The organism is Bacillus sp. SIMBA_005 (genome assembly GCF_046535585.1).
Lineage (GTDB): Bacteria > Bacillota > Bacilli > Bacillales > Bacillaceae > Bacillus > Bacillus pumilus.
Genome location: NZ_JAWRWI010000008.1, coordinates 33,945 through 59,122 on the forward strand (window position 1 = coordinate 33,945; position 25,178 = coordinate 59,122).

A 25,178-nucleotide genomic window follows, 5' to 3' on the forward strand; every position below is an offset into this window, starting at 1 on the left:
TTAATTTACGATAGAGGAGGGAATAACATGCAGACCCCTGTTTCTGTCAATGAAAAGAAGGAATTCATCCGGTGGTTTTTAAACCATTATCAGTTAAAGCGAAGAGAGTGTGTTTGGATATTAAATTATTTAATGAGTCACGACTCTTTGATGGAAAAGGTTCATTTTGTAGAGCAAGCAGAATTTTGCCCAAGGGGAATCATTATGTCAACACACTGTGTGGATGAAGTTCCCTTTAGATTTTATAAAGAAAACATCATGACGACAGATGCTGAAAAGTCATTTCATGATATTCGTTTGAATAAACAGCAAGATTTGTTTATTCAATTGAATTTCCGTTCTGCTTATCGTTCTCCGGAATATGCAGCTGTGCTTGAAACAAATCCTCATATTCCAAAGGATCTTTATGAGAACGAAAAGGATAAGGATCTTGCGGAGAAAGTGCTTGAACACTCGATCGCAACTTTCCAAAAAGAACGGCTTATGAAAGAGATAGATGAAGCACTTGACCGTCATGATCAAGAAACATTTAATAAGTTAGCAAGAGAATTAAGCCTATTGTCATAAACTGAACGAATAAGCCTTGCCCTATCCAGGCAGGGCTTATGTCATGAAAGAGGGGAAATTGATGAAGTTTCAAGCGGAGGATGCGGATCGCTTTTTGCAATCTAAAGATTACATTGATACCGCTATCATTCCATTAGTTGGAATAGATGCGAATCAAATCAAACAAACCGTATCTTTAGGGGAGTTTACCATTCTTGTAGCAGAGGAACTTGAAAGGCAGCTGAAAGGGCGGGTCTTTCTTTTTCCACCACATACATATGTAGAAATCAATGACCGAAAACTAGAAGACATCTTCACGATGAAGCGGTCGCTAGAAGATCATTTTCAGCATGTCGTGTTAATCTCATCTGATCACCAATGGAAAGAGCATGCGGCGGTTAGTGAATCACTATTTTTGTTAAAGCCGGTTCCGCTCGAGCATTTAAAGGTAGAATTAAAGCAAAAAATTGTACAAGACAGTGTAGAACAAATTTTGAACTTTTTGTTACAAAAGTGGAACCCTTCATAAAAACCCTTACATTTGCATTGTACATAGCTTTTTAGGCTGTTGACCTTGTGAATAGATTGATATATTATGAGGGTGTCCTAGTTTTATGAAATTTTTTCTAATTCAGTTATAAAGTAGCTGACGACCTGAGGGGGGGAGAAAAAAATGAGCGAGAAGAGACATGGAGTGTCCAGGCGTCAATTTTTGAATTACACGTTGACCGGCGTGGGGGGATTTATGGCCGCTGGAATGCTCATGCCTATGGTTCGCTTTGCGCTTGACCCTGTGCTAAAAGGAACAGAGGATCAGGATATGGTTCAAGTTGTCAGTGTAGATGAACTGACGAAGGAACCGAAGCGCTTTGACTTTAAAATTGATCAAGTAGATGCATGGTATGAGTCAAAGGAATCTAGGTCAGCATGGGTGTACAAAGAAGGGGATGAAATTGTCGCTTTATCGCCAATCTGTAAACATTTAGGATGTACAGTGAACTGGAACAGTGATCCGAAAAATCCAAACAAATTTTTCTGCCCATGCCACTATGGGCTGTACGACAAGGATGGTACAAACGTACCCGGAACTCCGCCACTTGCACCGCTTGACCATTATAAGCAGCAAGTGAAGGACGGATACCTCTATCTTGGAAAAGCTGTGCCGAAAGGGGAAGGGTAACGATGCTTAACAAGATTTATGATTGGGTAGATGAGCGGCTAGACATTACACCAATATGGAGAGATATTGCGGATCATGAGGTGCCAGAGCATGTCAATCCAGCACATCATTTCTCCGCTTTTGTGTACTGTTTTGGCGGTTTAACGTTTTTTGTGACAGTCATTCAAGTCCTTTCGGGCATGTTTTTAACGATGTATTACGTGCCAGATATTAAAAACGCCTGGGAATCTGTCTATTATTTACAAAATGAAGTGGCATTTGGTCAGATTGTCAGAGGGATGCACCACTGGGGTGCGAGTTTAGTTATTGTCATGATGTTTTTACATACGCTAAGGGTCTTTTTCCAAGGGGCGTATAAAAAGCCTAGAGAGCTCAACTGGATTGTTGGTGTGCTCATTTTCTTTGTGATGCTTGGACTTGGTTTTACAGGTTATCTCTTGCCATGGGATATGAAGGCGCTATTTGCGACGAAGGTTGGTCTTCAAATTGCAGAAGCGACACCTTTCATTGGTAAAGAGATCAAAACGCTGCTTGCAGGTCATCCTGACATTGTAGGGGCACAAACGCTGACGAGATTTTTCGCTATCCATGTCTTTTTCTTGCCAGCGGCATTATTTGGGCTGATGGCTGCCCACTTTATTATGATTCGTAAGCAAGGAATTTCTGGACCGCTATAAAAAAGTTGCGTTTGATGAATGTTCAATGAGGAGGGGATGACTTTGCATAGGGGAAAAGGGATGAAGTTTGTCGGAGACTCTAGAATTCCGGCAGAAAGAAAACCTAACATACCTAAAGACTATTCCGAATATCCGGGAAAAACAGAAGCCTTTTGGCCGAACTTTCTTTTAAAGGAATGGCTTGTAGGTGCCGTTTTTTTAATTGGATTTCTTGTCCTAACTGTGGTTCATGCACCTCCGCTTGAGCGGATGGCTGATCCAACAGATACCGGCTATATTCCGCTGCCAGACTGGTATTTCTTATTCTTGTACCAGTTATTAAAATATGAATTTGCTGCAGGCGGCTATACGGTAGTTGGTGCGATGATTATGCCTGGGATTGCGTTTGGTGCACTGTTGCTCGCACCATTTCTTGATTCTGGTCCTGAACGCAGACCGTATAGAAGACCGGTTGCAGTGGGGATGATGATCCTTGCAGTCGGCGCAGCAACATATTTAACGTGGGAGTCTGTTGCTACTCATGATTGGGAAGCAGCGGCAAAGCAAGGTGAAATTAAGAAAGAAGCAGAAATTGACACCTCAGCGGAAGAGTATAAAATTTATCAGGAGCAGACATGTATCTCCTGTCATGGGGATAACATGCAGGGCGGAGCAGCCGGACCGTCACTTGTTGACAACGGTCTTGCACCTGAGGAGATCGCTAAGATTGCTGTTGAAGGAAAAGGTAACATGCCTAAGGGTATCTTTAAAGGCAGCGATGAAGAACTTGAAAAGCTGTCTAAATATTTATCTGAGGTCAAATCTAAATAATTCAGTTGTTTAAATGTAAGTACAAGGATATACTCAAAAGAGAAAAAGCTGGCGCTGTCAGCTTTTTTCTGATTTTAATAGATCGTGAGTGAAGAGACATATGAGATGGATTCAATATCTGCTAGCCACGCGCTACATGCTTGTGTTAGTCTTGATGATCAATTTCCTTGGCACTGTGTACGGCTACTATTGGTATATTCCACAGCTTGTAGAGACGCCAGCTATCTTTTTAGCTTTTGTTCCAGACAGTCCAACGGCAAGCTTTTTCTTTTTATTTGTTCTACTTGCGTTTTTGATGAAACGAAACGCTCCTTATTTTGAAGCACTTGCCCTCGTGACCTTAATTAAGTACGGGTTATGGGCTGTAGGAATGAATATCTTTGTCCTTTTATCTGTGGATGACTTTCCGTGGGAAGGGTACATGCTGATTGGGTCCCACTTTGCGATGGCGGTTCAAGCCGTATTGTTTGCACCGTACTATCGTTTTAAAATGCGTCATTTGGTGGTAGCTGGCATATGGATTTTACATAATGATGTGATTGATTATGTATTTGGTATGATGCCGCGTTATTCTATGCTGTCTGCCTATACAAACGAGATCGGCTACGTGACGTTTTGGTTGAGCATTGCCGTTCTTCTTGTTTCATATTATCTCGTCCTATCGAAAAAATCGATCAAGCTTGAACTCCCTTAACAATATTGGTCTAACCTTGTCCTTTTCTTCATACGCTGTATGGAGAAGGGCTAGGAGGGACTTGCATGAAACGAAAGCCAATCGCGATGATTCTATTATTTTTTCTCGTATTACAGCCATCTGTTGCCAAAGGCGAGGAAACAGCCGCTAGTGTGCTGCAAGAATTAACGGAACTATCAGATTCAATCTTTCAACTAACGAGACAAGCTAAATATGATGAGGCGTTACAGATCGCATTGTATGTTGAAAAGACATTTAAAGCTGAGAATTGGCGCGGAACACTGACAAATACTCAGATTCGGCAAATTACAGTTGGTTATCAAGATATCATAAAAGGGCTGCCGCAGGAAGAATTGAATGAGCGCGAAAAGCTTCGTTATGCCTCTCAGTTTAGAATGCTGCTCGATGCGATCCAGTCAGATTCTGAGCCGCTTTGGGGTTCGCTGGAGAAGCCCATTATGGGGTCTTTTCCTACGTTGAAAAAAGAAGTGAAGGATCCGGAGTCGACGACGTTTTATGAAACTTGGAATGAGCTGGTTTCTTTATACGATATGATCTATCCGAGTTTAACCATTGATGTTTCGCCTGAAAAGCTGCAAACGATTAAGCAGCATATGGAAGTGATTGAGCAAGGTGAATTTTTAAAAGCATCAAGTGGGACAAAGCTTGAGCGCCTTACGAAGCTTGAAGAGGATTTATCGAGTGTATTTGCCCACGTTGATCAAGATGAGGCTGACCCATCGCTTTTATGGGTCATTTTAACAACGGGAAGTATCATTTTATTAACATTAACGTATGTTGGATTTAGGAAATACCGTGCTGAAAAAGAGAAGAAGCAAAAGCGACAAGCTGATTATCCGAAATCATAAAAAAGAAGCACCATTTTTGGGCTTCTTTTTTTAATGCGGATTGAGCGGCTTTTTGTGTTCATCTAATGTGAAGCCTTCACCAAGCACATCATGCACGTCACTGACGGATACAAACGCATGAGGATCGACTGAGGTCACGACGCTTTTAAGATGGACAAGCTCGTTTTTCGGGACGACGCAATAAAGAACGTTGCGCTCCTGTTTTGTATAGGAACCGACCCCTTTTAAAATGGTGACACCCCGCTCCATTTCCTCTGTGATTTTCTTTTGAATGATGTCATCTTTTTCAGATATGATCATGGCGCCTTTGGCTGCGTAAGCGCCTTCTTGCATGAAGTCAATGACCTTCGCAGCAACAAATACTGCGACGAGTGTATACATGGCTTCTTTGTAATTTAAATAAGTAAGAGAAATCGTAATGACGCAAGCGTCGAAGATGAACATTGTTCGTCCCATAGCCACCTGATAATGCTTGTTGATAAGTCTTGCGATGATGTCAACACCGCCGGTAGTACCGCCGAACTTAAAGATGATCCCGAGGCCTGTTCCGATAAACACGCCAGCAAAGAGCGCGGCTAGGGCCAAATCGTGCTGGAGAGGCATATGTATTTGAAAGCGCTGGAAAATGGCAAGAAAGACAGAAAGACTGACGGTTCCTACAATTGTATAAGTAAACATGGTTCTGCCGAGCATTTTCCAGCCGATAAAAAAGATCGGAATGTTTAAGACAAGGTTTGAAATGGATGGGTCAATGTGGAATAGAAAATATAAAAGCAGTGTAATACCTGTAAATCCGCCTTCCGCCAAATTGTTCTGCATATTAAAATGAACAAGACCGAAAGAAAAAATCGCAGATCCTATTAAAATAAATACGATATTTTTAAGACGAATTTCTTTTAGCAAGAGACCACTCCTTTTTTTGCTTAGACAGCGATAATATTATATGGTATGGGAGAGAAACAAGCAAACTGAGTTTTAAACATTTGTCAAATATTTATGATTTCGCTAACATGTAAGAGATGGATAGGAGGATGAGCTTCATGACGAATGAAAAAACGCTGCGTCACGTGCAGCAAGAAGTAGATGATTACATAGGACAATTTAAAGAAGGTTATTTCAGCCCGCTTGCTATGATGGCCCGTCTAACAGAAGAATTAGGTGAGCTAGCAAGAGAGGTTAACCATTACTATGGAGAAAAGCCGAAAAAAACAACGGAAACGGAAAAAAGCATGGAAGAAGAAATTGGCGATGTTTTGTTTGTATTAACATGTCTCGCTAATTCACTAGATATATCACTAGAGGAAGCACATGATCGTGTGATGCATAAATTCAATACAAGAGACAAAGACCGCTGGACGAAAAAAGAAGGGAAGTAGAGACGATGACGAACCAAACCATCAAAGTAGTAATCGCTGGAGCAAGAGGAAGAATGGGGATAGAAGCTGTGAAGCTGGCAGAAGAAACGAGCCATTTTGAGCTTGTGGCAGCCCTTGATCACGCGCACGAAGGAAAAAAATTATCTGATGTGATTCATACGACATCTGAGGCGCCAATTTATACAGATATTGATGTGTGTCTTTCAGAGACAGCACCTGATGTATTAATTGATTTGACGACACCAGAAATTGGGAAAGTACATACTAAAAAGGCACTTGAACATGGCGTGCGTCCAGTCGTCGGGACCACTGGATTTTCTGAAGCTGACCTGAAAGAGCTCCAGCAATTAACAGAAGAAAAGGGCATAGGCTGCATTATTGCGCCAAACTTTGCTGTCGGTGCGGTCTTAATGATGAAGTTTGCCAAAATGGCAGCGAATTATTTTCCTGACGTTGAAATCATTGAGCTTCACCATGATAAAAAACTAGATGCCCCGAGCGGTACTGGGCTTAAAACAGCTGAAATGATTGCAGAAGTCAGGGAAAGCAAAAAGCAAGGACATCCAGAAGAGAAAGAATTAATAGAAGGTGCACGAGGTGCAGATTATGACGGTATCCGTCTGCACAGCGTAAGACTTCCGGGTATGATCGCACATCAAGAAGTACTGTTTGGAATGGACGGACAGACGCTTACCATTCGTCATGATTCTTATAACCGTGCCTCGTTTATGTCAGGTGTAAAGCTTTCAGTTGAACAAGTCATGCACATTGATCAGCTCGTCTATGGTTTAGAAAATATCATCGACTAATAAGGAGTGGATTCCTGATGAACATTGCTTTAATCGCTCACGATAAGAAAAAAAGTGACATGATCCAATTTGCTATTGCGTACCGTGATATATTGGCAAATCATACACTTTACGCAACAGGGACAACAGGTTTGAGAGTGAAAGAAGCGACGGGGCTTCCCATTCATCGTTTTCAGTCAGGACCACTTGGGGGAGATCAGCAGATTGGTGCTTTAATTGCTGATAATGCAATGGACCTTGTGCTCTTTTTTAGAGACCCGCTTACCGCGCAGCCGCATGAACCAGATGTATCTGCACTCATTCGGCTTTGCGATGTGTATACCATTCCACTTGCCACCAATATGGGGACGGCTGAAATTTTAGTCAGGAATTTAAATAAAGGTACGTTTGATTTTCGAGATGTAGCAAAAAACGGAGGAACAAATGAAACGACTTGATATCCTTGCATTCGGAGCCCATAGCGATGATGTAGAGATCGGTATGGGCGGAACGATTGCAAAATACGTAAAAAAAGGGGCACGTGTCGGGATTTGCGACTTGACCCAGGCTGAATTATCCTCGAATGGAACAGTAGAGAGTCGTAAAGAGGAAGCGAAAGCGGCTGCCGCCATTTTAGGCGTGTCAACGCGAATCCAGCTTACACTGCCAGACAGAGGGCTTTATTTAAATGACGAAGCAATGAAGGACATTGCAGGCGTGATTCGTACATACAAACCGAAACTAATTTTTGCTCCGCATCACCAAGATCGGCATCCAGATCATGGTCATGCGGGTTCACTTGTAGAAGAGGCTGCTTTTTCGGCAGGGATACATAAATTTGAAGATTCATACAAGCAGCCAGCGCATAAAATAAGTCAAATGTATTATTACATGATTAACGGCCATCATCGTCCAGATTTTGTGATTGATATTTCTGAGGAAATGCACCAAAAGATTGATAGCCTGCATGCGTATCAAAGCCAATTTGTGAAATCGGCGAATTCAGTTGAGACACCTCTTGTGAACGGGTATATTGATTTTGTCAAAATGAGAGAGTCTATGTATGGAAGAGAAGTCAATAAAGCTTATGCAGAAGGGTTTATCACAAAGAAACCACTTTTGATCGATGACGACTTACTTGGGGGGTAATTATGAAAAAACTGAAGGTCGGAATCACTTGTTATCCAAGTGTCGGTGGCTCTGGCATTATTGCGACGGAACTTGGAAAACGTTTAGCTGAAAAAGGGCACGATGTTCATTTCATTACCTCAAGTATTCCGTTTAGGCTCAATAAAGTGTATCCGAATATTTATTTTCATGAGGTGGATGTCAATCAATACGCTGTTTTCCAATATCCGCCTTATGACCTTGCATTAGCAAGTAAATTGGCAGAAGTCGCAAGACGAGAGAAGCTTGATATTATTCACGCGCACTATGCGGTGCCTCACGCCGTCTGTGCGTACTTAGCGAAGCAAATGATAGGACACTCTGTAAAAGTCGTCACGACGCTTCATGGGACGGATATTACGGTATTAGGCTATGATCCATCACTAAAGGAAGTCATTCGCTTTGCGATCGAATCATCAGACCGGGTAACGGCGGTGTCGCATTCATTAGCTGCGCAGACGTACGACCTCATCAAACCAAATAAAAAGATCGAAACAATCCATAATTTCGTCGATGAGCGTGTATACTTGCGTGAAGATCACGATGTGCTGAAGAGACACTATGGTCTTTTACATGATGAAAAGGTCGTCATCCATGTATCGAATTTCCGCAAGGTGAAGCGAGTGCATGATGTCATTCATGTGTTTAAAAAAATCTCTGAACAGGTGAATGCAAAACTGCTGCTCATTGGGGACGGTCCAGAAAAATCGGTTGTTTGCGAACTCGTGAAAAAGCTAGGGCTGACAGACCGCGTGTTATTTTTAGGGAAGCAAGAGAAAGTAGAAGAGCTGTATTCCATCAGTGATTTGAAGCTGCTTCTATCTGAGAAAGAGAGCTTCGGACTTGTGCTTCTTGAGGCAATGGCATGCGGTGTCCCGTGTATTGGGACTGATGTTGGCGGGATTCCAGAAGTCATTACACATGGGGAAACAGGTTTCCTTGTCCCGCTCGGCGATATAGAAGCGGCAGCTAAACACGCAGTCTCTATACTGAAAGACAAAGCGCTTCATGAGCAAGTGTCGGCGGCGGCCCAGTCTAGCGTTCAAGCCCATTTCTCTTCTGAAAAAATTGTGAGTGAATATGAAGAGCTTTACCTAGAATTGATCGAAGGTGATGATGAACATGAATGAACCATTCACACATGCGATCCCTATTTTACATACACTGCACGAACATGGGCATCAGGCTTACTTTGTCGGCGGAGCAGTGAGAGATGTCCTTTTAGGCAGGGAAATCGGCGATATCGATATAGCAACGGATGCAACGCCTGATACGGTCGAGTCTTTATTTGAAAAAACAGTTGATGTTGGCAAAGAGCATGGCACTGTCATTGTGTTACATGATGGGATTAGCTATGAGGTGACAACGTTTCGAACTGAATCAGAATATGAAGATTTTCGCAGACCGAAAGAAGTGGAGTTTATCACATCCTTGAAGGAAGATCTTCTAAGAAGAGATTTAACGATCAATGCGATGGCCATGGATATAAATGGGGAGATCATTGACCATGTAGGGGGCAAACAGGATATTGAGCGGAAACGAATTCAAACCGTAGGAGATCCTGCGTGCCGCTTTCAAGAAGATGCGCTTCGGATGATGAGAGCGGTCCGTTTTTTAAGCCAGCTTGGCTTTAAGCTCGCTGCAGAAACGGCTGAGGCAATGGAAAAAGATAAGCATCTCCTTGCCAACATATCCGTTGAACGCAAAAAGATTGAAATGGAAAAGCTTTTAAAAGGACGTTATTGTGAGCGGGCGATCAAAGTGCTCATTTCTACCAAATTGTATGAAGAATTGCCGGGTCTCAAAAAGGATCGTCTACAAGAATCTTTTCAGTCATTTCCGTATTATTTACTGGATGGACTGGAAGAAGTATGGGGAGCTGTTATCCATTTGTTTGGCTTAGATGAAGAGGAGGCTGTGCTCTTCTTAAAAGAATGGAAGCTGTCAACAAAGCTATTAAAAGACGCGGTGGCCATTAGCCGATACGTCGATTGTGACTGGGATGCGGAGAAGATGTTCGAGGCTGGTGAACACGTGCTCTTATCTAGCTTGAAGATCACACAGCTAAAACACGAGCGCCGCATTTTCTTTGACGAGCTGGAGGCTGCGAAGCGTTCTTATGATGCACTGCCGATTAAAACGCTTCAAGACCTCGCTGTTTCAGGTAAAGATTTAATGGCCTTTCGGCAAAAGACATCAGGAAAATGGATCGCAGAAGAGCTTAATTTGGTGAAAAAAGCCGTTCTGCACAATCATTTGGAAAACCGAAAAGAAGCCATAGAGGAGTGGCTTACAGCATGCGATCAGCAATTAGAAAACGATTAATCGAACTATTTACAGCATCTAGTCAGGACTTTGTTTCAAGTCAGCAAATATGTGATGAGCTTGGCTGTTCTCGAACGGCTGTCTGGAAGCATATAGAGGACCTCAGAAAAGAAGGCTATGAGGTAGAAGCCGTCAGAAGAAAAGGATATCGCCTGTTACGTAAACCGGACAAAATAAGTGAGGACGAAATTCTGTTTGGTCTCGACACAGAGAGCTTTGGCAGACACATTTATTTTCAGAAAGAAGTCGCTTCCACACAGCTGATTGCCCATGGTCTTGTAAATGAAGGTGCGCCCCACGGCACGCTCGTTGTCAGTGATCATCAGACAAACGGGAAAGGCCGCCTTCAAAGAACGTGGCATTCACCAAATGGGACAGGCATTTGGATGAGTCTCATTCTACGCCCTGAAATTCCGCTGCACAAAGCGCCGCAGATGACGCTTTTGGCATCTGTAGCCATCGCAGAAGCTATTGCAGAGCAAACAGGACTCAGCCCCTCTATTAAATGGCCAAATGATATTTTGCTAAACGGGAAAAAAGTCGTTGGTATTTTGACTGAATTAAAAGCAGAGGCGGATCAGGTTCATGCTGTGATTATTGGACCGGGCATTAATGTGAATCAAACGGCAGATGACTTTCCGGATGAACTAAAGGATGTCGCTACGAGCATGCGAATGGAACTGAATGAAAAAGTGGACCGTGCTGCGCTCATCCAACAGATCATGTTCACATTTGAAAAAAGGTATGCTGATTATATGAACCATGGATTTGCGCCCATTAAACAATTGTGGGAATCGTTTGCGATGACGATCGGTCAGCATATTGTGGCCCGTACCGTCAATGGGCAATACACTGGAAAAGCGCTCGGAATCAATGAAGAAGGTGTTTTATTGCTTGAAACGGAGGAAGGGATCCAAAAAATCTACTCCGCAGACATCGAGATCAAGTCAACTTAAGTGGAACACCCGGCACATTTTTGATATACTTCGTGTGGGCAGTATCTGAAAAGAGCTGTACCTGTTAGAAACAAAAATTTGATGAATTTCTGCCTTGATCCTAAGGGACTTGGACAGAGGGATGATTCGCCGCGCATGAGAGATCAAAACATGTGATGTGAGGCAAGCCATCTCCTCTCCAGAATGAGGAGGAACAAATGAAGACAAAGCTAGATTTTTTCAAAATGAAAGAACAAAATGAACCGATTGTAATGCTGACAGCATACGACTATCCATCTGCAAAGCAAGCAGAAAAAGCGGAAGTCGACATGATCTTAGTCGGTGATTCACTTGGGATGGTTGTACTTGGATTAGATTCGACAGTACAAGTCACGATCGATGACATGATTCATCACACAAAAGCAGTGAAAAGAGGCGCAAAAGACACATTTATTGTGACGGATATGCCATTTATGTCTTACCATTATTCATTAGCAGAAACATTGAAAAACGCAGCACGCATCATGCAAGAAAGCGGTGCGGATGCCTTAAAGCTAGAAGGTGGAGATGGAGTATTTGAATCCATTCAAGCCCTTACAAGAGGCGGAATTCCTGTCGTCAGTCATTTAGGCCTCACACCTCAGTCAGTTGGAGTACTTGGCGGGTATAAAGTGCAAGGAAAAGACCACGAAAGTGCGCAGAAATTGATAGAAGACAGCTTAAAATGTGAGGAAGCGGGTGCGATTGCACTTGTGCTTGAATGCGTACCTGGTGAACTGACAAAACGAATTACCGACATGCTGAAGATTCCTGTGATCGGGATTGGTGCAGGGGCTGAGGCAGACGGACAAGTTCTCGTTTACCATGATGTGGTAGGATACGGCGTGTCTAGAACACCTAAGTTTGTGAAACAATACGCGCAAATTGATACTGTATTAGAAGAAGCGCTTATTCAATATACAAAAGAAGTAAAAGCACACACATTTCCAGAAGACAAGCATACATTTCATATCAAAGAAGAAGTCCTTGATGGTTTATATGGGGGTATCAAAAAATGAACGTTGTCACCCATATTCACGAGTTGAAGGAATTGATCAAGTTGCATCAAGAAAAACAGCATTCCATCGGCTTTGTCCCAACGATGGGCTTTCTTCATGAAGGACATCTGACGCTTGCGAAAGAAGCAAGGGATCAAAATGACATTGTGGTAATGAGTATTTTTGTCAATCCTTTGCAATTTGGACCGAACGAAGACTTTGAATCCTATCCAAGGGATATGGAAAGAGATCAGCGCCTTGCAGAAGAAGCAGGGGTAGATATTTTATTTACACCTGATGTGAAAGAAATGTATCCAAATGAACCATCGATCACGATGACGGTTCAAAAGCGAACTGATGTCTTATGCGGGAAAAAACGTCCAGGACATTTCAACGGTGTTGTTACTGTGCTTACAAAGCTATTTCATCTTGTAGCACCAACAAATGTATACTTTGGTCTAAAGGATGCACAGCAAGTCGCTGTGATCGATGCGATGATCAAGGATTTCTTCTTTGATCTTCACCTCGTCTCAGTGCCGACAGTTAGGGAAGAAGACGGTTTAGCGAAAAGTTCAAGAAATGTGTACTTGTCTGATAAAGAAAGACAAGAAGCTCCTGCTTTGTACCGCGCATTGAAAAAAGGACAGTCAGCGGTTGAAAAAGGTGAACGTGACGTCAGTCGCATTTATCAGTTGGTAGAAGAGGAAATTCTTCAAACTAGCGGGGAAATTGATTATATTGAGATTTACTCTTATCCAGAGCTTGAGCCGCTTCAGCAGTTAGCAGGTCAGGTCATCATTGCGATTGCGGTGAAATTCTCACGGGCAAGACTGATTGATAATGTGATATTCCATGTTCCTGAAAGCGGTGAAAAGCATGTATAGAACCTTTATGACTTCTAAACTTCATAAAGCGACAGTAACAGAAGCAAACTTACATTATGTAGGAAGCATCACCATTGACGAAGATTTACTTGATGCGGCAGGTATGATGGCAAATGAGAAAGTACAGATTGTCAATAATCATAATGGCGCGAGACTTGAAACATATATTATTCCCGGTGAAAGAAAGAGCGGTGTCATTTGTCTAAATGGCGCAGCAGCAAGATTGGTTCAGCCGGGGGATGAAGTGATTATTATCGCTTATGGGATGCTTTCAGAAGAAGAAGCAAAGACACATACACCAAAAGTGGTCGTGTTAAATAAAGAAAATCAAATTGAACAAATGATTGGGCAAGAGCCTGCGAGAACGATTTTATAACGCATGCTCCAATGAAACAGAACAGTTTAAGCAAAGGAGCTGTTCTGTTTCAGCTATTTTTGCCCAGAGCGTGTTTCACTTTGAGTGGAACGAGGAATTGAGGTGTCCATTTTATGGCCGATCAAAGGTTTGTTGTCGTTGATATTGAAACCACCGGAAATTCACCTAAGAAGGGTGATAAAATCATTCAAATTGCTGCGGTGGTCATTGAAAATGGACAAATTGTCGAACGGTATTCAAAATATGTGAACCCGGGAAAAACGATCCCTGGATTTATTGAACAGCTGACAGGCATTCAGCAGCATATGGTAGACGATGCAGTGTTTTTTGAGGACATTGCCCAAGAGGTGTATGATCTCATTCAAGGCGCTTATTTTGTTGCGCACAATGTTCATTTTGACTTGAACTTTTTAAATGATGAACTAAAAGCATGCGGGAAAAATGAGCTGGATGTGCTAGCGATTGATACAGTTGAAATTTCTAGAATTCTTTATCCAGAGCTTGAAGGCTATAAGCTCACTGAATTAAGTGAAGAGCTCATGCTTCCACATGACCACCCGCACAGGGCGGATAGTGATGCGGAAGTTACTGCCATGTTATTTTTAACCTTACTCCATCAATTGACACATACACCGCCAAATGTACTTAAGCAGCTGCGCAGATTATCCTCTTATCTCTTAAGTGATATTGGATTTTTAATCCAGCAGCTTGAAATGAGTGATGCCAGCCGTGAAGATTCTTTGGTAGAAGTAGGCTCTTTTGCTGTTAAAGATGTCACCAATTCTGAAAAGGATACGACAGATTCAGTAGGGGAAGACGATGAACAGCTGTTTGAGGAGATCAAAAAGAAGCTTCCCCAAACGGTGGAAGGCTATGAAGTAAGAGAAGGCCAGCTCAAGATGATGAATAAAGTAAGAGATGTGTTTCATGAAAGAGCTTATGCTTTAATTGAAGCGGCACCAGGTATTGGAAAAACGCTTGCATACCTCATACCAGCCGCATTAGAAGCAAAAAAATCAGGAAAACCTGTCATTATTAGTACATATTCCATTCTTTTGCAGCAGCAAATGCTTCAGCGTGATGTGCCGATTTTAAATCAATTGCTTCCATTTGAGCCAGCAGCCTGTGTATTCAAAGGTCGGGCGCATTATATTTGCTTAGATAAGTTTGAGCATGTGCTGCATGAGGAAGATGATAACTATGATGTGGTCTTAACGAAGGCGCAAATATTAATGTGGCTCCTTGTGACAGAAACGGGTGATTTATCTGAACTAAATTTACCTTCAGGAGCTGCCAATATAAAAGACCGGATTTCGTGTGTGCACATGCCATTTACATCGAAAAAGCGCCGCTTTAAGGAATACTGCTTTTATGAGCGTGCAAAAAGAAGGGCGAAAACAGCTGATTTAATTTTAACGAATCATCGCCTGCTCTTATCACAAACGGAAGCATCATCTATCTTTCAGCATGCAGACGTATATGTGATTGACGAGGCTCACCAATTTGAGAAAACAGCCAATGAAACGCTAGGGGATAGTGCGTCGTATATCCAGCTTCATGCGAAATTAACGCAGCTTGGCTCATTACAGGGCGGTCTGTTAAAGAGGCTGAAAAAGAGATTTCATGGTGCCGGCTTACAGACGGACACCTTTATCGAAATGGATGAGTATCTTCAGCAGCTTCAAATGGAAAGTGACGCCTTCTTTAGTACCGTTCATTCTTTTGTGAAAAGGACAAAACCAAAAGCAGACATCAATCGTCTCATTCATAGAGTACGTCATCAGTCGAAGCATGCGCAGTGGAAACGGATTAAAGAGACGGCAAGTAAGCTTTGTTCCTTGTTAATTGCTTGTGAAAAGCTGTATGAACAGCAAAAAAGCGAGCTTCTTCAAAAAAGTGATCAGCTGACAGAACACTTTGCGTTTGAAGCAGAGGAATACGATCAAGTGATGTCGTTTATGCATACATTTTGCAGTACGCTGTACCGGTTCATTTTTGAACCGAAAAACGATGAAACGGTTTGGATTGAGATCGATGCAAAGGGTGCCAAAAATGCTGTCTTTATGCATGCACAGCCGCTAGATACCGGCGAGCTTTTAGCGGATCGATTTTTTATGAACAAAAAAAGTGTTGTCCTCACATCAGGGACACTCACAATTAATGGTCGTTTTGATTATTGCTTAGAACGATTTGGTCTGCAAGATTTTTATCCGCATCTTGTACAGATTGAGTCACCGTTTGAACTTGAGAAACAGCTCAAGGTGATTGTACCAGCTGATATGCCGCCGATTACGAACCGTGATGAGCGTGACTATGTAAAGCAAGCAGTACGGTACATTAAGATAATGGAAAAGCAGCAACAAGCGAAAATATTGGTGTTGTTTAATTCACATGAGATGTTAAAAGCAGTGTATGATGAACTGAAAACAGAAGGGATGCAAGCCGCCCTTTTTGCCCAAGGTCTGACGGGCGGTAGTCCTGTTAAATTAACGAAGATGTTCAAATTAGCAAAACATGCAATTTTACTTGGTACGGGTAGTTTTTGGGAAGGTGTCGATTTTCCTGGATCAGAGCTGACAACAGTTATTATGGCACGTCTTCCGTTTCGGCCGCCTGATTCACCGCTCATTGAAGCAAAATGTGATGCCGCTAAAAAACAGGGGAAGAACCCGTTTAAAGCCGTTGCTCTCCCAGAAGCTGTGTTAACCTTTAAACAAGGTGCAGGACGCTTGCTGCGCTCTGAAAAAGACATAGGGACATTGCTCATTTTAGACCGCCGAGTGAAAACCGCGTCATATGGAAAGCTATTTTTAGAATCACTCCCTCATGCGCCAGTCCACGAGATGTCAAAAGAATCACTTGAGGCGTATATAGAGAAACTCAAAAACGAAAAGCCGCTGTCATAAGCGGCCTTTAGCTGGTGTGGGTTTGGAGTTAATTTATCGTAACGGCTTTTTGTGTTCCGTTGTAAAAATAGTATCGGTTCCCGTGCCGAAAAGTATGACTAACAATATTTACGTACCGAGGAGGAATTAGAAGTGGAAAGTAAAATAGAGGTACTTTCAACTGTTCACATTAAGCATTCAGAAGACCTGTATAAAATTGTTGACTTATTGAACAGAACGCTTAAAAGAGAAGATCTCATGTTTGGATTGGCATTAGATCAAGAAGATCAAAATCAAGCGATATTTACAATATATCGCACATAGGGGAAGCTTGACATGAAAAAAATAGTCTGGATCATCTCATCCATTGTGGCTCTCGTTTTGCTCATTGGTATCATCAGCTTTACGTGGATTTATCAGATTGCCATGGGACAAAAAGAACAAGGTCATGAGGCGGCGATTGAACGAGCAAAAAAACAAGCAAACATCGTACAAGTGGAGCAAGTAGAAACTTTTGTTGGAAAAGAAAAACAATTTATTGTTGAAGGGAAAAACAAACAAAACGAAACAACCTATGTTTGGGTACCTGCCAGCAAAAAAGAAAAAGTGATCGCAAAAAAAGCAAAAGAAGGCATTACCTCAAATCAAGCAGTACAAGCCGTTCAAAAGGAGAACACGGTCTCTAAGCTAAAGGACGTTCAATTAGCAAGAGAAGGTGACGTACTCCTTTGGGAAGTGACGTACTTAAATGAAAACAATCAATACAGCTTTAGCTATGTCGATTTCTTGACAGGGAACGTGGAAAAAAATGTAACACCGTAGTTTCTCCTGTCTTGCGTTGACCATGCTGATTTAGAACGGTTATAATAAAATGTATGAAAAAAGAATCACACCTATCGAAAAGGTGAGCTTCTTTCTGGCTTTGGAGGGAATTATGTTGAAAACAACGATTAATCAAGTGTTCAAACATGTCGATGAAGATGTAACCATCGGCGCATGGATTGCCAATAAACGTTCAAGCGGTAAAATTGCATTCTTGCAGCTGCGTGACGGGACAGGCTTTATTCAAGGAGTCGTAGTAAAAGCAGAAGTGGAAGAGGAAGTCTTTAAGCTTGCGAAATCAGTTACTCAAGAAACATCTGTCTATGTGACAGGACAAGTAACAAAAGACGAGCGTTCACCTCTTGGTTTTGAATTGCAAGTGAAATCCATTGAAGTGATTCACGAAGCAACTGACTACCCGATTACACCAAAAGAGCATGGAACAGAATTCTTAATGGATCACCGTCATTTATGGCTTCGTTCTAAAAAGCAGCATGCTATTATGAAAATTCGTAACGAAATCATTCGTGCTACATATGAATTCTTCCATCAAGAAGGCTTCGTGAAAGTAGACCCGCCAATTTTAACTGGAAGTGCACCTGAGGGTACAACGGAGCTGTTTGCAACGAAATATTTTGATGAAGATGCGTACCTTTCTCAAAGTGGACAGCTTTACATGGAAGCTGCGGCAATGGCACTCGGAAAAGTATTCTCATTCGGCCCAACATTTAGAGCTGAAAAATCTAAAACAAAACGTCATTTAATTGAGTTTTGGATGATCGAGCCTGAGATGGCTTTTGTCGAATTCAATGAAAATCTTGAGTATCAAGAAAATTATGTGACTCATGTGGTTCAAAGTGTACTTGAAAACTGTAAAGTGGAACTGCATACACTTGGCCGTGATACAGCAAAATTAGAAAATATCAAAGCACCATTCCCGCGCATCACTTACGATGAAGCAATTAAATTCTTGCAAGAAAAAGGATTTGACGATATTGAATGGGGAGATGACTTCGGCGCGCCTCACGAAACAGCGATCGCTGAAAGCTACGATAAACCGGTGTTTATCACTCATTATCCAACATCATTAAAACCATTTTACATGCAGCCTGCACCAGATCGTGATGATGTCGTTCTTTGTGCAGACTTGATTGCACCAGAAGGCTACGGAGAGATCATTGGCGGTTCTGAACGTGTCCATGATCTAGAGCTGCTTGAAGCAAGATTGAAAGAACACGGCCTAGATCAAGAAACTTATAAATGGTACACAGAATTAAGACAATATGGTTCTGTACCGCATTCAGGTTTTGGTCTTGGACTTGAACGTACAGTTGCTTGGATTAGTGGAGCGCCGCATGTGCGTGAAACCATTCCTTTCCCAAGATTATTAAACCGTTTATATCCTTAAGACGTGAAAGCCTCCAACATATGGAGGCTTTTTCAAACGTTTTTTGAAGGGGCACGTGAAATAAAACGTGATATACTTAAAGTGAAGAGGTGTATCCGATGAATAGGCAGCAATTTATTAATATGCAGCAAATGGGCTCGACTAGTTTGCCTAATTTGCTGATTGCTCATTATGAGCAGTTAGGACTGAATGAATCACAAATGATGGTGATGCTTAAGATTAAAATGAATGAAGAACAAGGTGTGTTCTTTCAAACGTTTGAAGAGCTATCCCATGGCATGACCATTTCAGCTGAAGAGTGTGCGTATATGGTTCAGCATTTAATTCAAAAAGGATTTATTTCGATTCAGCCGTTTGAAGACGGGTCTGGTATTCAGCATGACCGTTACTCAGTTGAGCCTTTATGGGGCGTGCTGTATGACTTTCTAGAGGCAAAACAAGCGAAGGAAGGTCAAAAACTTCATGTACAGGCTGAAAAGTCTTTATATGCTTTATTTGAAGATGAATTTGGCAGACCACTGTCTCCTCTTGAAGGAGAAACACTCTCGATTTGGATGGACCAAGACCATCATGATGCTGAAATGATCCGCCTAGCATTAAGAGAAGCGGTTTTATCAGGAAAATTAAATTTCCGTTATATCGACCGAATTCTGTTTGAGTGGAAAAAGAAAGGGCTGAAAACAGCGGAAGAAGCAAAAGAGCATAGCCAGCATTTCCGTTCTCAGCAAAAAGCGCCACCTTCAAAAGAAGAGACGTCAACATATAAGCGACAAGTTCCTTTTTATAATTGGCTGGAACAATAACCAATAAAGGAGAAGTCATGTTATCAAAAAAACAAATCAATGAATGTTTAGATATTATAGGAGATATGTTTCCAGAAGCTGAGTGTGAGCTTGTTCATTCCAATCCATTTGAACTTGTGATCGCTGTAGCACTCTCTGCGCAGTGTACAGACGTGCTTGTCAACAAAGTGACCAAAACGTTATTTCAAAAATATAAAACACCAGAAGACTATTTAAGTGTACCGCTTGAAGAATTGCAGCAAGATATTCGTTCGATTGGCCTTTATCGAAATAAAGCCAAAAACATTCAAAAGTTGAGCAAAATGCTGATTGAAGAATATGGCGGCGAGGTGCCAAAAGATCGGGACGAACTTGTGAAGCTTCCTGGGGTGGGCCGGAAAACAGCAAATGTCGTCGTTTCGGTCGCTTTTGGGGTGCCGGCAATTGCAGTGGATACACATGTGGAACGTGTCAGCAAGCGACTTGGAATCTGCCGCTGGAAGGATTCAGTTCTCGAAGTAGAACAAACTTTAATGAAAAAAGTGCCAGAAGAAGATTGGTCTGTGACGCATCACCGCCTAATCTTTTTTGGAAGATATCACTGCAAGGCGCAGCGTCCGCAGTGCGAATCTTGTCCGCTTCTTGATATGTGTAGAGAAGGGCAGAAAAGGCTGAAAAAAGGATTGGTGAAGCTGGCATGAGCGGGGCAGTTGTTTTTTCCGCATATGTCGAAAAATTAAAAGGGAAAAAGGTAGAGATGAAAGGCGATCGAGTAGACATCCTTAGAGAGCATCCACTCGCATATGATCTATCATCAGAACTTTTTACAAATGAACTTCCATGGCAGAACACAGAAGAATTTGTTCCTGTGATGTTCGAACTGTGGAATGAATTAAAAGAAAAAATGCTTCCTCGTTTTCAAACAAGAAAGTCACGGTGTGAAGAAGATGATATGCTGCAAGGGATTGTCAGTATGATTGCTGTGTTTTACTGGATCAAAGGGGAGAGACTTCAAACGCTTGATTGGGAACATATTAAGCAAGAGACATTTCCTGTTGCTCCTATTAATTGGACAGAACGTTTAGAGTTCATTTTGCTAAAACCGACTCAATATCACTGCTTTATTCAACTAGACGAGCTATACACAGAACTAAAAAAGCAGTATGGGAAATATGAAGTACTTAAAAAGATTAGACAAAACCGTTAAAAAAAGCACTTGCCATATAGGCAAGTGCTTTTCATTATTCATTTTCTTTTCGATTAGGAGAAGTTGATTGCGAATTTGAGCTTTGAGAGTTGGTTTTCGCATCATCTTTCTTTTTATCTTTATTGTCAGTTTGTGAGTTTCCGTTCCCATTTGTACTGTCTGAGCCATTATCGGAAGAACCATTATTTCCGTTTTCCGTATTTCCGCCTTGATCCTGATCCTTATCTTTGTCTTGATCTTTTTTATCATCTGGCTTTTGCTCATCAGTGCCTGGGGGTTGATTTTTGTTATCGTCAGTCTGGTCTGTCTGCTCGTCGTCAGGCTGCTGAGGTTCTTCTTCTTTGTTCTCATCATCTGCTTTTTCTTCCTCATCTTCATCATCCTTGATGGTGAGGAAAGTAGAAGCTGCTTTACTTGTAACATCCTCAACAGTGGCTGTCACTTGGAATTTATAAGTAGAGCCAGGCTTCACATTAGAGATAACCGCTTCTTTAGCAGAACTGTTTTGAATCTCTTTATAGCCGCCGTTATCAACCGCTTGTTTTACATTAAATGTAGCATCTGCGTCGTCATCATAGCCCCAAGTCAGTGTGATGGATTTTTTCTCTTCATCATACACTGCTTTTAAGTCAGAAGGCTTATCTGCTTCTTTTTTCTCATATGTGTCAGACACTTTTGTCGGAACCGTTCCTTTTACAAAGTATTCTGTTGTCTTCTTATCGCTCGGTGTATTTGGTCCGGCTAATTTCGCTGGATCCGATCCTTTTTCAACCGTAGCTTCAACGACACTGTCTGGTTTTTCAAATGAGCCGCTTCCATCATCAATTTGAGAAATTAATCGCTGGAAGACGATTTTGGCAACACGCTGCTCATAATCTGTGAGCCACATTTTGCCGTCCGCATCTTTTGAGTTACCGATCCCAGTCCAAACGGCTGCTGTATATTGCGGCGTATAACCAACAAACCACGAATCTTTCGCACCGCCAGAAGGTATATTGTATTTATTGATATCATCTTGTGTAAAGTTCGTTGTACCTGTTTTACCAGCTACTTGAACGTTCGGTACTTGTGCAAGTGTCCCAGTTCCAGATTGGACAGCAGTTTTTAGCATATCTGTGACCATAAATGCTGTGTAATCACTCATAGCCGCTTTGGAATCTGGCGTAAGGTCAAGCTTTGTACCGTCATTAAATTCAACAGATGTGACAGCATGCGGTTCATTATAGTATCCATTATTACCGAATGCACTAAAGGCTCCAGCCATCTTCAGGGAGGAGACACCATCGTCAAATCCACCGATTGAGTAAGACTCTGGAATGTCAGACGGTAAGTCCATACCTAAGTTATTAGCGAATTTAACGGCATTGTCTGTGCCAGCTTCTTGGAAAGCCTTTAGGGCAGGGATGTTTCTTGATTGTGCCAAAGCACTTCTCATCGACATTTTACCTAAATGTCTTCTGTCAAAGTTATTAATCGGTGTACCGTTTGAGTACGTATATGGCGCATCATCAATTTGCTGATACGTTGACCATTTTTTGTTTTCAATGACAGGACCGTAATCTAAAATTGGTTTGATCGTTGAACCTGGCTGACGTTTTGCATCTGTCGCATAGTTAAAGCCGCCAGCTGGTACATCACGTCCACCGCCAATAGCTCGGATTTCACCATTTTTCGTATCAAGCAGGGTGACACCCGCCTGCATACCTTTTGTAAAACCAACTGAATCCCCATTGATAATATCATCTAAGTGATCCTGAGCTTTTCGATCAAGTGATGTATAGATTTTTAGTCCATCTGTTGATACATCCACTTTGGCTTTTTTCTGTACTTCTTCCATGACTTCTTCAATGTAAGCAGAATACTTACTTGAGTTCTGGCTCTTATATTTATCAGCAGGGACTACGGTCTTTTTGACAGGGGTTGCTTTTGCAACTTCATAGTCTTTCTCTGAAATATAGCCTTGTTTTTTCATGAGGCCTAATACGATATTACGGCGTTTTTCCGCTGCCTCAGGATTTTTCACTGGGTTATAAGCAGAAGGGCTCTGCGGCATACCTGCAAGTGTGGCAGACTGTGCAACAGTTAGTTTATTTAAATCTGTCACGCCGAAAAATTGTTCAGCCGCTTTCCCAACACCATAGGCATAAGGCGAGAAGAAAATACGGTTTAAATACATTTCTAAAATTTCATCTTTAGAGTACTTTTGCTCAAGCTGAATCGAGAGCCATACTTCCTGTACTTTACGTTTTAACGTTTTTTGATTGTTAAGTAGAGTGTTTTTCACAACTTGCTGTGTAATTGTACTTCCACCTTCAGCTCCAAAACCGTCCTCGACGTTTGCGACAAGGGCACCGCCAATACGGATTGGGTCAATCCCGTGGTGTTTATAAAAACGTGCATCTTCCGTTGCAATAAATGCTTCTTTTACCACATCAGGTATATCTTTAATCGAGACATACGTTCTTTTTTCCGCACCGACTTCTGCAAACACTTTCTTGTCTATGTCATAAAGCTTTGAAGAATACGGTGTTTTGAGCTTACTATCATCAATTGAAGGAGCGCTTGATGCAAAAACGGCAAAAGTTGTGATTCCGGCCACTACACATAGAAGACCGATCACAAGTAAAGATAAAAATATTTTTTTAAATAGACCTGCTTTCTTTTTGCCTTTTTTGTTCTTTTGCTTCTTATTGTTTTCTTGACTTGCTTTACGTCGCTGTTCACGACTTGTAAATTGATCAGACATCACATCTCAACCTTTCGTGTTAAACCTTTTTCGAACGTCATTGTTACTCACTTTCATCCGAAAAATGAAGTGTCTCCACTACTTTAATATAATCAATTCTTGGCGAATATCCAAGTGTCATTAAGTGGCCTGCTTCCACTAATTCGTCTTTACTAATGGATTTTCGGCCGTTTAGCTTCTGCCGCTCCCAAAAGAAAAAGAGATCTGAAGCGGGCAAATAATAAACGGAGCCAAATGCGGATATAATAACGAAACAAATACCGCCTTGCTTTTCAACCTGTTTCATATGCTCAATTTGATGGTCGTGGAAATTTTTGAGCGGAAACGAGGTGGTGCTTTTGGTTTCCTTTGCTTCAAAATCGATATAGCGCCCTTTGTACACTCCATTATAGTCTGTTGTGGATGATTGTTTAAAGTAGGCTTCTTTGATCACAGCAGCGCTTCTTTTAGGATAATCCACATTCACAATTTGAACGGGGGTAGGCTTTTTATGAATGACTGCGATCCCGTTGACCAAATAGTACTGGTTGGTTTCATTTAAGTCAGCCTCAAGCGTCATCCCGCGGTTACTATAAGAGGATTCGCCGCTGATTCTTTTTTTTGTCCCAATTGGTTGAATGGGCTGATACGATTTTCCGTTTGGATACCGAATCATCAAGTTTCAGCCTCCTTTTAATGCATTTTGTATTGGAGAGATACCTATGTTGTCACAAAAAGAGCACATCATCACTCAGCATATATTGCGTGAAACGAAAGTGAAAAATAAAGACAACCTGACGAGGACAAATGCTTACAAGCGCTTTTATGACCGTCATCCAGAGATGAAATGGTCGCTGCTTGCTTCCTTTGTCTCGAGAAATGCCGGATGGTCTATGACGGATCTAAAGGGCGAGCTCTTCCATCCAGGTTTAACAGATCGAGAGGGGCACCTTTTCTTCACAGCATATGAAAGAGCGAATTGGCTGATCTTTTCGGATGCTTACCCTCAGCTTCTTTTATATGAATGGTCTAAGCGGTGCGGCAAACCCTTGTTTCATCTGCTTCCGTATTTTTCTGTATCTCGTTTTATGAGCACTGAGTGGGAACGATTTTGGTTAAAGCGTGACACAGAGCGCCTGCTTTATGCACTCATCATAAATGAACAATATACTATACAATCTCCTATTATACAAAATCCTCTTCTGAAAAAGAATGTTTTTCACTCGATTCAATATCTGTTCAGCGAGTGGGGACATTTTCAAACCGTTGTTTTTCCAACGGTGGACGGGCATTTATACGGGTTAACCATACGGAAGTTTTCCCACGTAAAGGAGCGTATTACATTAGGGAAAAAACTAGCGAAACTATTATTTCGGGCCGATTTATTTTCGGATTTTTATCATTTTTTGCATACTGTTCCGCATACCGGATCACGGTTTGATTTTGAGCCGTTTTTAGGGATCGCTAGGAGGTCAACACCTTTTCTTCGAACTGTTTATCCAGTGATGACACATTCATTAGACGATCAAAGAGAAGATTGGTTTCAAAAGAAATTGAGCCCATCTTTGTTTGATGCAGAGACGCTGCCAAAACAAATTGAGCTGACCGACTGGTATTTTCATAAAAAAAGACAGCTTCGTTTTCTTTTCTCATTAGAGCACTATTTTTTGCATAAATAAAAAGCA

At 41.7% G+C, this 25,178-nt stretch carries 28 protein-coding genes; 25 read left to right on the forward strand and 3 right to left on the reverse strand.

All coding sequences use genetic code 11. From position 1 onward, the window contains the following. Positions 1-27 precede the first annotated feature (27 nt). The 7 genes from SB660_RS14355 to ypjB all read left to right on the forward strand — a co-directional run bounded on the left by SB660_RS14355 (position 28) and on the right by ypjB (position 4,776). On the forward strand, positions 28-567 hold the full coding sequence (locus SB660_RS14355; RefSeq protein WP_003215573.1) for a ReoY family proteolytic degradation factor: 540 nt from the start codon (positions 28-30) through the stop codon (positions 565-567). Positions 568-628: 61 nt separating this feature from the next. After that, positions 629-1,075 (forward strand): YpiF family protein, encoded by a 447-nt coding sequence (locus SB660_RS14360; RefSeq protein ID WP_061408352.1) that lies wholly within the window; start codon positions 629-631, stop codon positions 1,073-1,075. A 144-nt stretch (positions 1,076-1,219) separates the two neighbouring features. Next, positions 1,220-1,726: a ubiquinol-cytochrome c reductase iron-sulfur subunit gene (locus SB660_RS14365; protein ID WP_007500911.1), complete on the forward strand. Its 507-nt coding sequence runs from the start codon at positions 1,220-1,222 to the stop codon at positions 1,724-1,726. Positions 1,727-1,728: 2 nt separating this feature from the next. Further along, complete coding sequence (gene qcrB, locus SB660_RS14370; protein ID WP_003215804.1) at positions 1,729-2,403, forward strand: menaquinol-cytochrome c reductase cytochrome b subunit; 675 nt, start codon at positions 1,729-1,731, stop codon at positions 2,401-2,403. 42 nt (positions 2,404-2,445) lie between these two features. Further along, positions 2,446-3,213, forward strand: a complete 768-nt coding sequence (locus tag SB660_RS14375; RefSeq protein ID WP_003215888.1) for a menaquinol-cytochrome c reductase cytochrome b/c subunit — start codon at positions 2,446-2,448, stop codon at positions 3,211-3,213. Positions 3,214-3,313: 100 nt separating this feature from the next. Then, the gene (lhaT, locus tag SB660_RS14380) at positions 3,314-3,907 is read left to right on the forward strand and encodes a lipoprotein heptaprenylglyceryl N-acetyltransferase LhaT (RefSeq protein WP_058014824.1); all 594 of its coding nucleotides are present in this window, start codon (positions 3,314-3,316) and stop codon (positions 3,905-3,907) included. A gap of 65 nt (positions 3,908-3,972) precedes the next feature. Then, the gene (gene ypjB / locus SB660_RS14385) at positions 3,973-4,776 is read left to right on the forward strand and encodes a sporulation protein YpjB (protein ID WP_410583065.1); all 804 of its coding nucleotides are present in this window, start codon (positions 3,973-3,975) and stop codon (positions 4,774-4,776) included. A 30-nt stretch (positions 4,777-4,806) separates the two neighbouring features. On the opposite strand, the gene SB660_RS14390 is transcribed toward ypjB, so the two are convergent. After that, positions 4,807-5,679: a YitT family protein gene (locus SB660_RS14390; RefSeq protein ID WP_003215598.1), complete on the reverse strand. Its 873-nt coding sequence runs from the start codon at positions 5,677-5,679 to the stop codon at positions 4,807-4,809. 137 nt (positions 5,680-5,816) lie between these two features. Here SB660_RS14390 and SB660_RS14395 point away from each other — a divergent pair, with 137 nt between their 5' ends. The 17 genes from SB660_RS14395 (at position 5,817) to SB660_RS14475 (ending at position 20,768) form a co-directional block, all read left to right on the forward strand. Beyond that, positions 5,817-6,152 (forward strand): nucleotide pyrophosphohydrolase, encoded by a 336-nt coding sequence (locus tag SB660_RS14395; RefSeq protein WP_003215805.1) that lies wholly within the window; start codon positions 5,817-5,819, stop codon positions 6,150-6,152. A 5-nt stretch (positions 6,153-6,157) separates the two neighbouring features. Beyond that, on the forward strand, positions 6,158-6,961 hold the full coding sequence (gene dapB / locus SB660_RS14400) for a 4-hydroxy-tetrahydrodipicolinate reductase (RefSeq protein WP_058014826.1): 804 nt from the start codon (positions 6,158-6,160) through the stop codon (positions 6,959-6,961). Between the two features lie 17 nt (positions 6,962-6,978). After that, positions 6,979-7,398: a methylglyoxal synthase gene (gene mgsA / locus SB660_RS14405; RefSeq protein ID WP_050943855.1), complete on the forward strand. Its 420-nt coding sequence runs from the start codon at positions 6,979-6,981 to the stop codon at positions 7,396-7,398. Continuing rightward, a complete protein-coding gene (gene bshB1 / locus SB660_RS14410; RefSeq protein WP_058014827.1) occupies positions 7,385-8,089 on the forward strand; it encodes a bacillithiol biosynthesis deacetylase BshB1 in 705 nt (234 codons plus the stop codon). Before mgsA ends, bshB1 begins: the two co-directional genes overlap by 14 nt. A 2-nt stretch (positions 8,090-8,091) precedes the next feature. Further along, a complete protein-coding gene (bshA, locus tag SB660_RS14415; RefSeq protein WP_410583068.1) occupies positions 8,092-9,237 on the forward strand; it encodes an N-acetyl-alpha-D-glucosaminyl L-malate synthase BshA in 1,146 nt (381 codons plus the stop codon). Continuing rightward, entirely contained in the window at positions 9,230-10,432 is a 1,203-nt protein-coding gene (locus SB660_RS14420; RefSeq protein WP_410583070.1) for a CCA tRNA nucleotidyltransferase, read from the forward strand. Before bshA ends, SB660_RS14420 begins: the two co-directional genes overlap by 8 nt. Continuing rightward, complete coding sequence (locus SB660_RS14425; RefSeq protein WP_410583072.1) at positions 10,405-11,388, forward strand: biotin--[acetyl-CoA-carboxylase] ligase; 984 nt, start codon at positions 10,405-10,407, stop codon at positions 11,386-11,388. Before SB660_RS14420 ends, SB660_RS14425 begins: the two co-directional genes overlap by 28 nt. Before the next feature lie 197 nt (positions 11,389-11,585). Continuing rightward, positions 11,586-12,425: a 3-methyl-2-oxobutanoate hydroxymethyltransferase gene (panB, locus tag SB660_RS14430; RefSeq protein WP_058014831.1), complete on the forward strand. Its 840-nt coding sequence runs from the start codon at positions 11,586-11,588 to the stop codon at positions 12,423-12,425. Continuing rightward, the gene (gene panC, locus SB660_RS14435) at positions 12,422-13,288 is read left to right on the forward strand and encodes a pantoate--beta-alanine ligase (RefSeq protein ID WP_058014832.1); all 867 of its coding nucleotides are present in this window, start codon (positions 12,422-12,424) and stop codon (positions 13,286-13,288) included. Before panB ends, panC begins: the two co-directional genes overlap by 4 nt. Next, the gene (gene panD, locus SB660_RS14440) at positions 13,281-13,664 is read left to right on the forward strand and encodes an aspartate 1-decarboxylase (protein WP_034620444.1); all 384 of its coding nucleotides are present in this window, start codon (positions 13,281-13,283) and stop codon (positions 13,662-13,664) included. The genes panC and panD overlap by 8 nt, the downstream gene beginning before the upstream one ends. A gap of 113 nt (positions 13,665-13,777) precedes the next feature. Next, positions 13,778-16,570, forward strand: coding sequence for an ATP-dependent DNA helicase DinG (gene dinG / locus SB660_RS14445; protein WP_410583075.1), 2,793 nt, complete (start codon positions 13,778-13,780; stop codon positions 16,568-16,570). A 132-nt stretch (positions 16,571-16,702) separates the two neighbouring features. Next, a complete protein-coding gene (locus SB660_RS14450) occupies positions 16,703-16,873 on the forward strand; it encodes a YpmA family protein (RefSeq protein WP_003215469.1) in 171 nt (56 codons plus the stop codon). Between the two features lie 12 nt (positions 16,874-16,885). Beyond that, on the forward strand, positions 16,886-17,371 hold the full coding sequence (gene tseB / locus SB660_RS14455) for a cell wall elongation/penicillin-binding protein regulator TseB (protein ID WP_410583077.1): 486 nt from the start codon (positions 16,886-16,888) through the stop codon (positions 17,369-17,371). Positions 17,372-17,486: 115 nt separating this feature from the next. Continuing rightward, on the forward strand, positions 17,487-18,779 hold the full coding sequence (asnS, locus tag SB660_RS14460) for an asparagine--tRNA ligase (RefSeq protein ID WP_088001079.1): 1,293 nt from the start codon (positions 17,487-17,489) through the stop codon (positions 18,777-18,779). A 98-nt stretch (positions 18,780-18,877) separates the two neighbouring features. Continuing rightward, positions 18,878-19,582, forward strand: a complete 705-nt coding sequence (locus SB660_RS14465; protein WP_034661036.1) for a DnaD domain-containing protein — start codon at positions 18,878-18,880, stop codon at positions 19,580-19,582. A gap of 17 nt (positions 19,583-19,599) precedes the next feature. Then, entirely contained in the window at positions 19,600-20,262 is a 663-nt protein-coding gene (gene nth / locus SB660_RS14470) for an endonuclease III (protein WP_012010351.1), read from the forward strand. Continuing rightward, positions 20,259-20,768, forward strand: a complete 510-nt coding sequence (locus tag SB660_RS14475; RefSeq protein WP_410583080.1) for a YpoC family protein — start codon at positions 20,259-20,261, stop codon at positions 20,766-20,768. Before nth ends, SB660_RS14475 begins: the two co-directional genes overlap by 4 nt. A 34-nt stretch (positions 20,769-20,802) precedes the next feature. Here SB660_RS14475 and SB660_RS14480 read toward each other — a convergent pair whose 3' ends face one another. Both SB660_RS14480 and recU read right to left on the reverse strand, forming a co-directional pair. Further along, positions 20,803-23,514 carry a PBP1A family penicillin-binding protein gene (locus tag SB660_RS14480; protein ID WP_410583082.1) on the reverse strand — a complete coding sequence of 904 codons (2,712 nt, stop codon included), beginning with the start codon at positions 23,512-23,514 and terminating at the stop codon, positions 20,803-20,805. A gap of 43 nt (positions 23,515-23,557) precedes the next feature. Then, positions 23,558-24,169, reverse strand: a complete 612-nt coding sequence (recU, locus tag SB660_RS14485; RefSeq protein WP_058014838.1) for a Holliday junction resolvase RecU — start codon at positions 24,167-24,169, stop codon at positions 23,558-23,560. A gap of 46 nt (positions 24,170-24,215) precedes the next feature. Between recU and SB660_RS14490 the strand changes: the two genes are divergently transcribed. Further along, complete coding sequence (locus SB660_RS14490; RefSeq protein WP_169057109.1) at positions 24,216-25,172, forward strand: DUF2515 domain-containing protein; 957 nt, start codon at positions 24,216-24,218, stop codon at positions 25,170-25,172. Positions 25,173-25,178 lie beyond the last annotated feature (6 nt).

Bases quoted from the DNA above. Each gene is read 5' to 3' on its own strand.
- SB660_RS14355 (WP_003215573.1), top strand. From the start codon at position 28: ATGCAGACCCCTGTTTCTGTCAATGAAAAGAAGGAATTCATCCGGTGG.
- SB660_RS14360 (WP_061408352.1), top strand. From the start codon at position 629: ATGAAGTTTCAAGCGGAGGATGCGGATCGCTTTTTGCAATCTAAAGAT.
- SB660_RS14365 (WP_007500911.1), top strand. From the start codon at position 1,220: ATGAGCGAGAAGAGACATGGAGTGTCCAGGCGTCAATTTTTGAATTAC.
- qcrB (WP_003215804.1), top strand. From the start codon at position 1,729: ATGCTTAACAAGATTTATGATTGGGTAGATGAGCGGCTAGACATTACA.
- lhaT (WP_058014824.1), top strand. From the start codon at position 3,314: ATGAGATGGATTCAATATCTGCTAGCCACGCGCTACATGCTTGTGTTA.
- ypjB (WP_410583065.1), top strand. From the start codon at position 3,973: ATGAAACGAAAGCCAATCGCGATGATTCTATTATTTTTTCTCGTATTA.
- SB660_RS14395 (WP_003215805.1), top strand. From the start codon at position 5,817: ATGACGAATGAAAAAACGCTGCGTCACGTGCAGCAAGAAGTAGATGAT.
- dapB (WP_058014826.1), top strand. From the start codon at position 6,158: ATGACGAACCAAACCATCAAAGTAGTAATCGCTGGAGCAAGAGGAAGA.
- mgsA (WP_050943855.1), top strand. From the start codon at position 6,979: ATGAACATTGCTTTAATCGCTCACGATAAGAAAAAAAGTGACATGATC.
- bshB1 (WP_058014827.1), top strand. From the start codon at position 7,385: ATGAAACGACTTGATATCCTTGCATTCGGAGCCCATAGCGATGATGTA.
- bshA (WP_410583068.1), top strand. From the start codon at position 8,092: ATGAAAAAACTGAAGGTCGGAATCACTTGTTATCCAAGTGTCGGTGGC.
- SB660_RS14420 (WP_410583070.1), top strand. From the start codon at position 9,230: ATGAATGAACCATTCACACATGCGATCCCTATTTTACATACACTGCAC.
- SB660_RS14425 (WP_410583072.1), top strand. From the start codon at position 10,405: ATGCGATCAGCAATTAGAAAACGATTAATCGAACTATTTACAGCATCT.
- panB (WP_058014831.1), top strand. From the start codon at position 11,586: ATGAAGACAAAGCTAGATTTTTTCAAAATGAAAGAACAAAATGAACCG.
- panC (WP_058014832.1), top strand. From the start codon at position 12,422: ATGAACGTTGTCACCCATATTCACGAGTTGAAGGAATTGATCAAGTTG.
- panD (WP_034620444.1), top strand. From the start codon at position 13,281: ATGTATAGAACCTTTATGACTTCTAAACTTCATAAAGCGACAGTAACA.
- dinG (WP_410583075.1), top strand. From the start codon at position 13,778: ATGGCCGATCAAAGGTTTGTTGTCGTTGATATTGAAACCACCGGAAAT.
- tseB (WP_410583077.1), top strand. From the start codon at position 16,886: ATGAAAAAAATAGTCTGGATCATCTCATCCATTGTGGCTCTCGTTTTG.
- SB660_RS14465 (WP_034661036.1), top strand. From the start codon at position 18,878: ATGAATAGGCAGCAATTTATTAATATGCAGCAAATGGGCTCGACTAGT.
- nth (WP_012010351.1), top strand. From the start codon at position 19,600: ATGTTATCAAAAAAACAAATCAATGAATGTTTAGATATTATAGGAGAT.
- SB660_RS14475 (WP_410583080.1), top strand. From the start codon at position 20,259: ATGAGCGGGGCAGTTGTTTTTTCCGCATATGTCGAAAAATTAAAAGGG.
- SB660_RS14480 (WP_410583082.1), bottom strand. From the start codon at position 23,514: ATGTCTGATCAATTTACAAGTCGTGAACAGCGACGTAAAGCAAGTCAA.
- recU (WP_058014838.1), bottom strand. From the start codon at position 24,169: ATGATTCGGTATCCAAACGGAAAATCGTATCAGCCCATTCAACCAATT.
- SB660_RS14490 (WP_169057109.1), top strand. From the start codon at position 24,216: ATGTTGTCACAAAAAGAGCACATCATCACTCAGCATATATTGCGTGAA.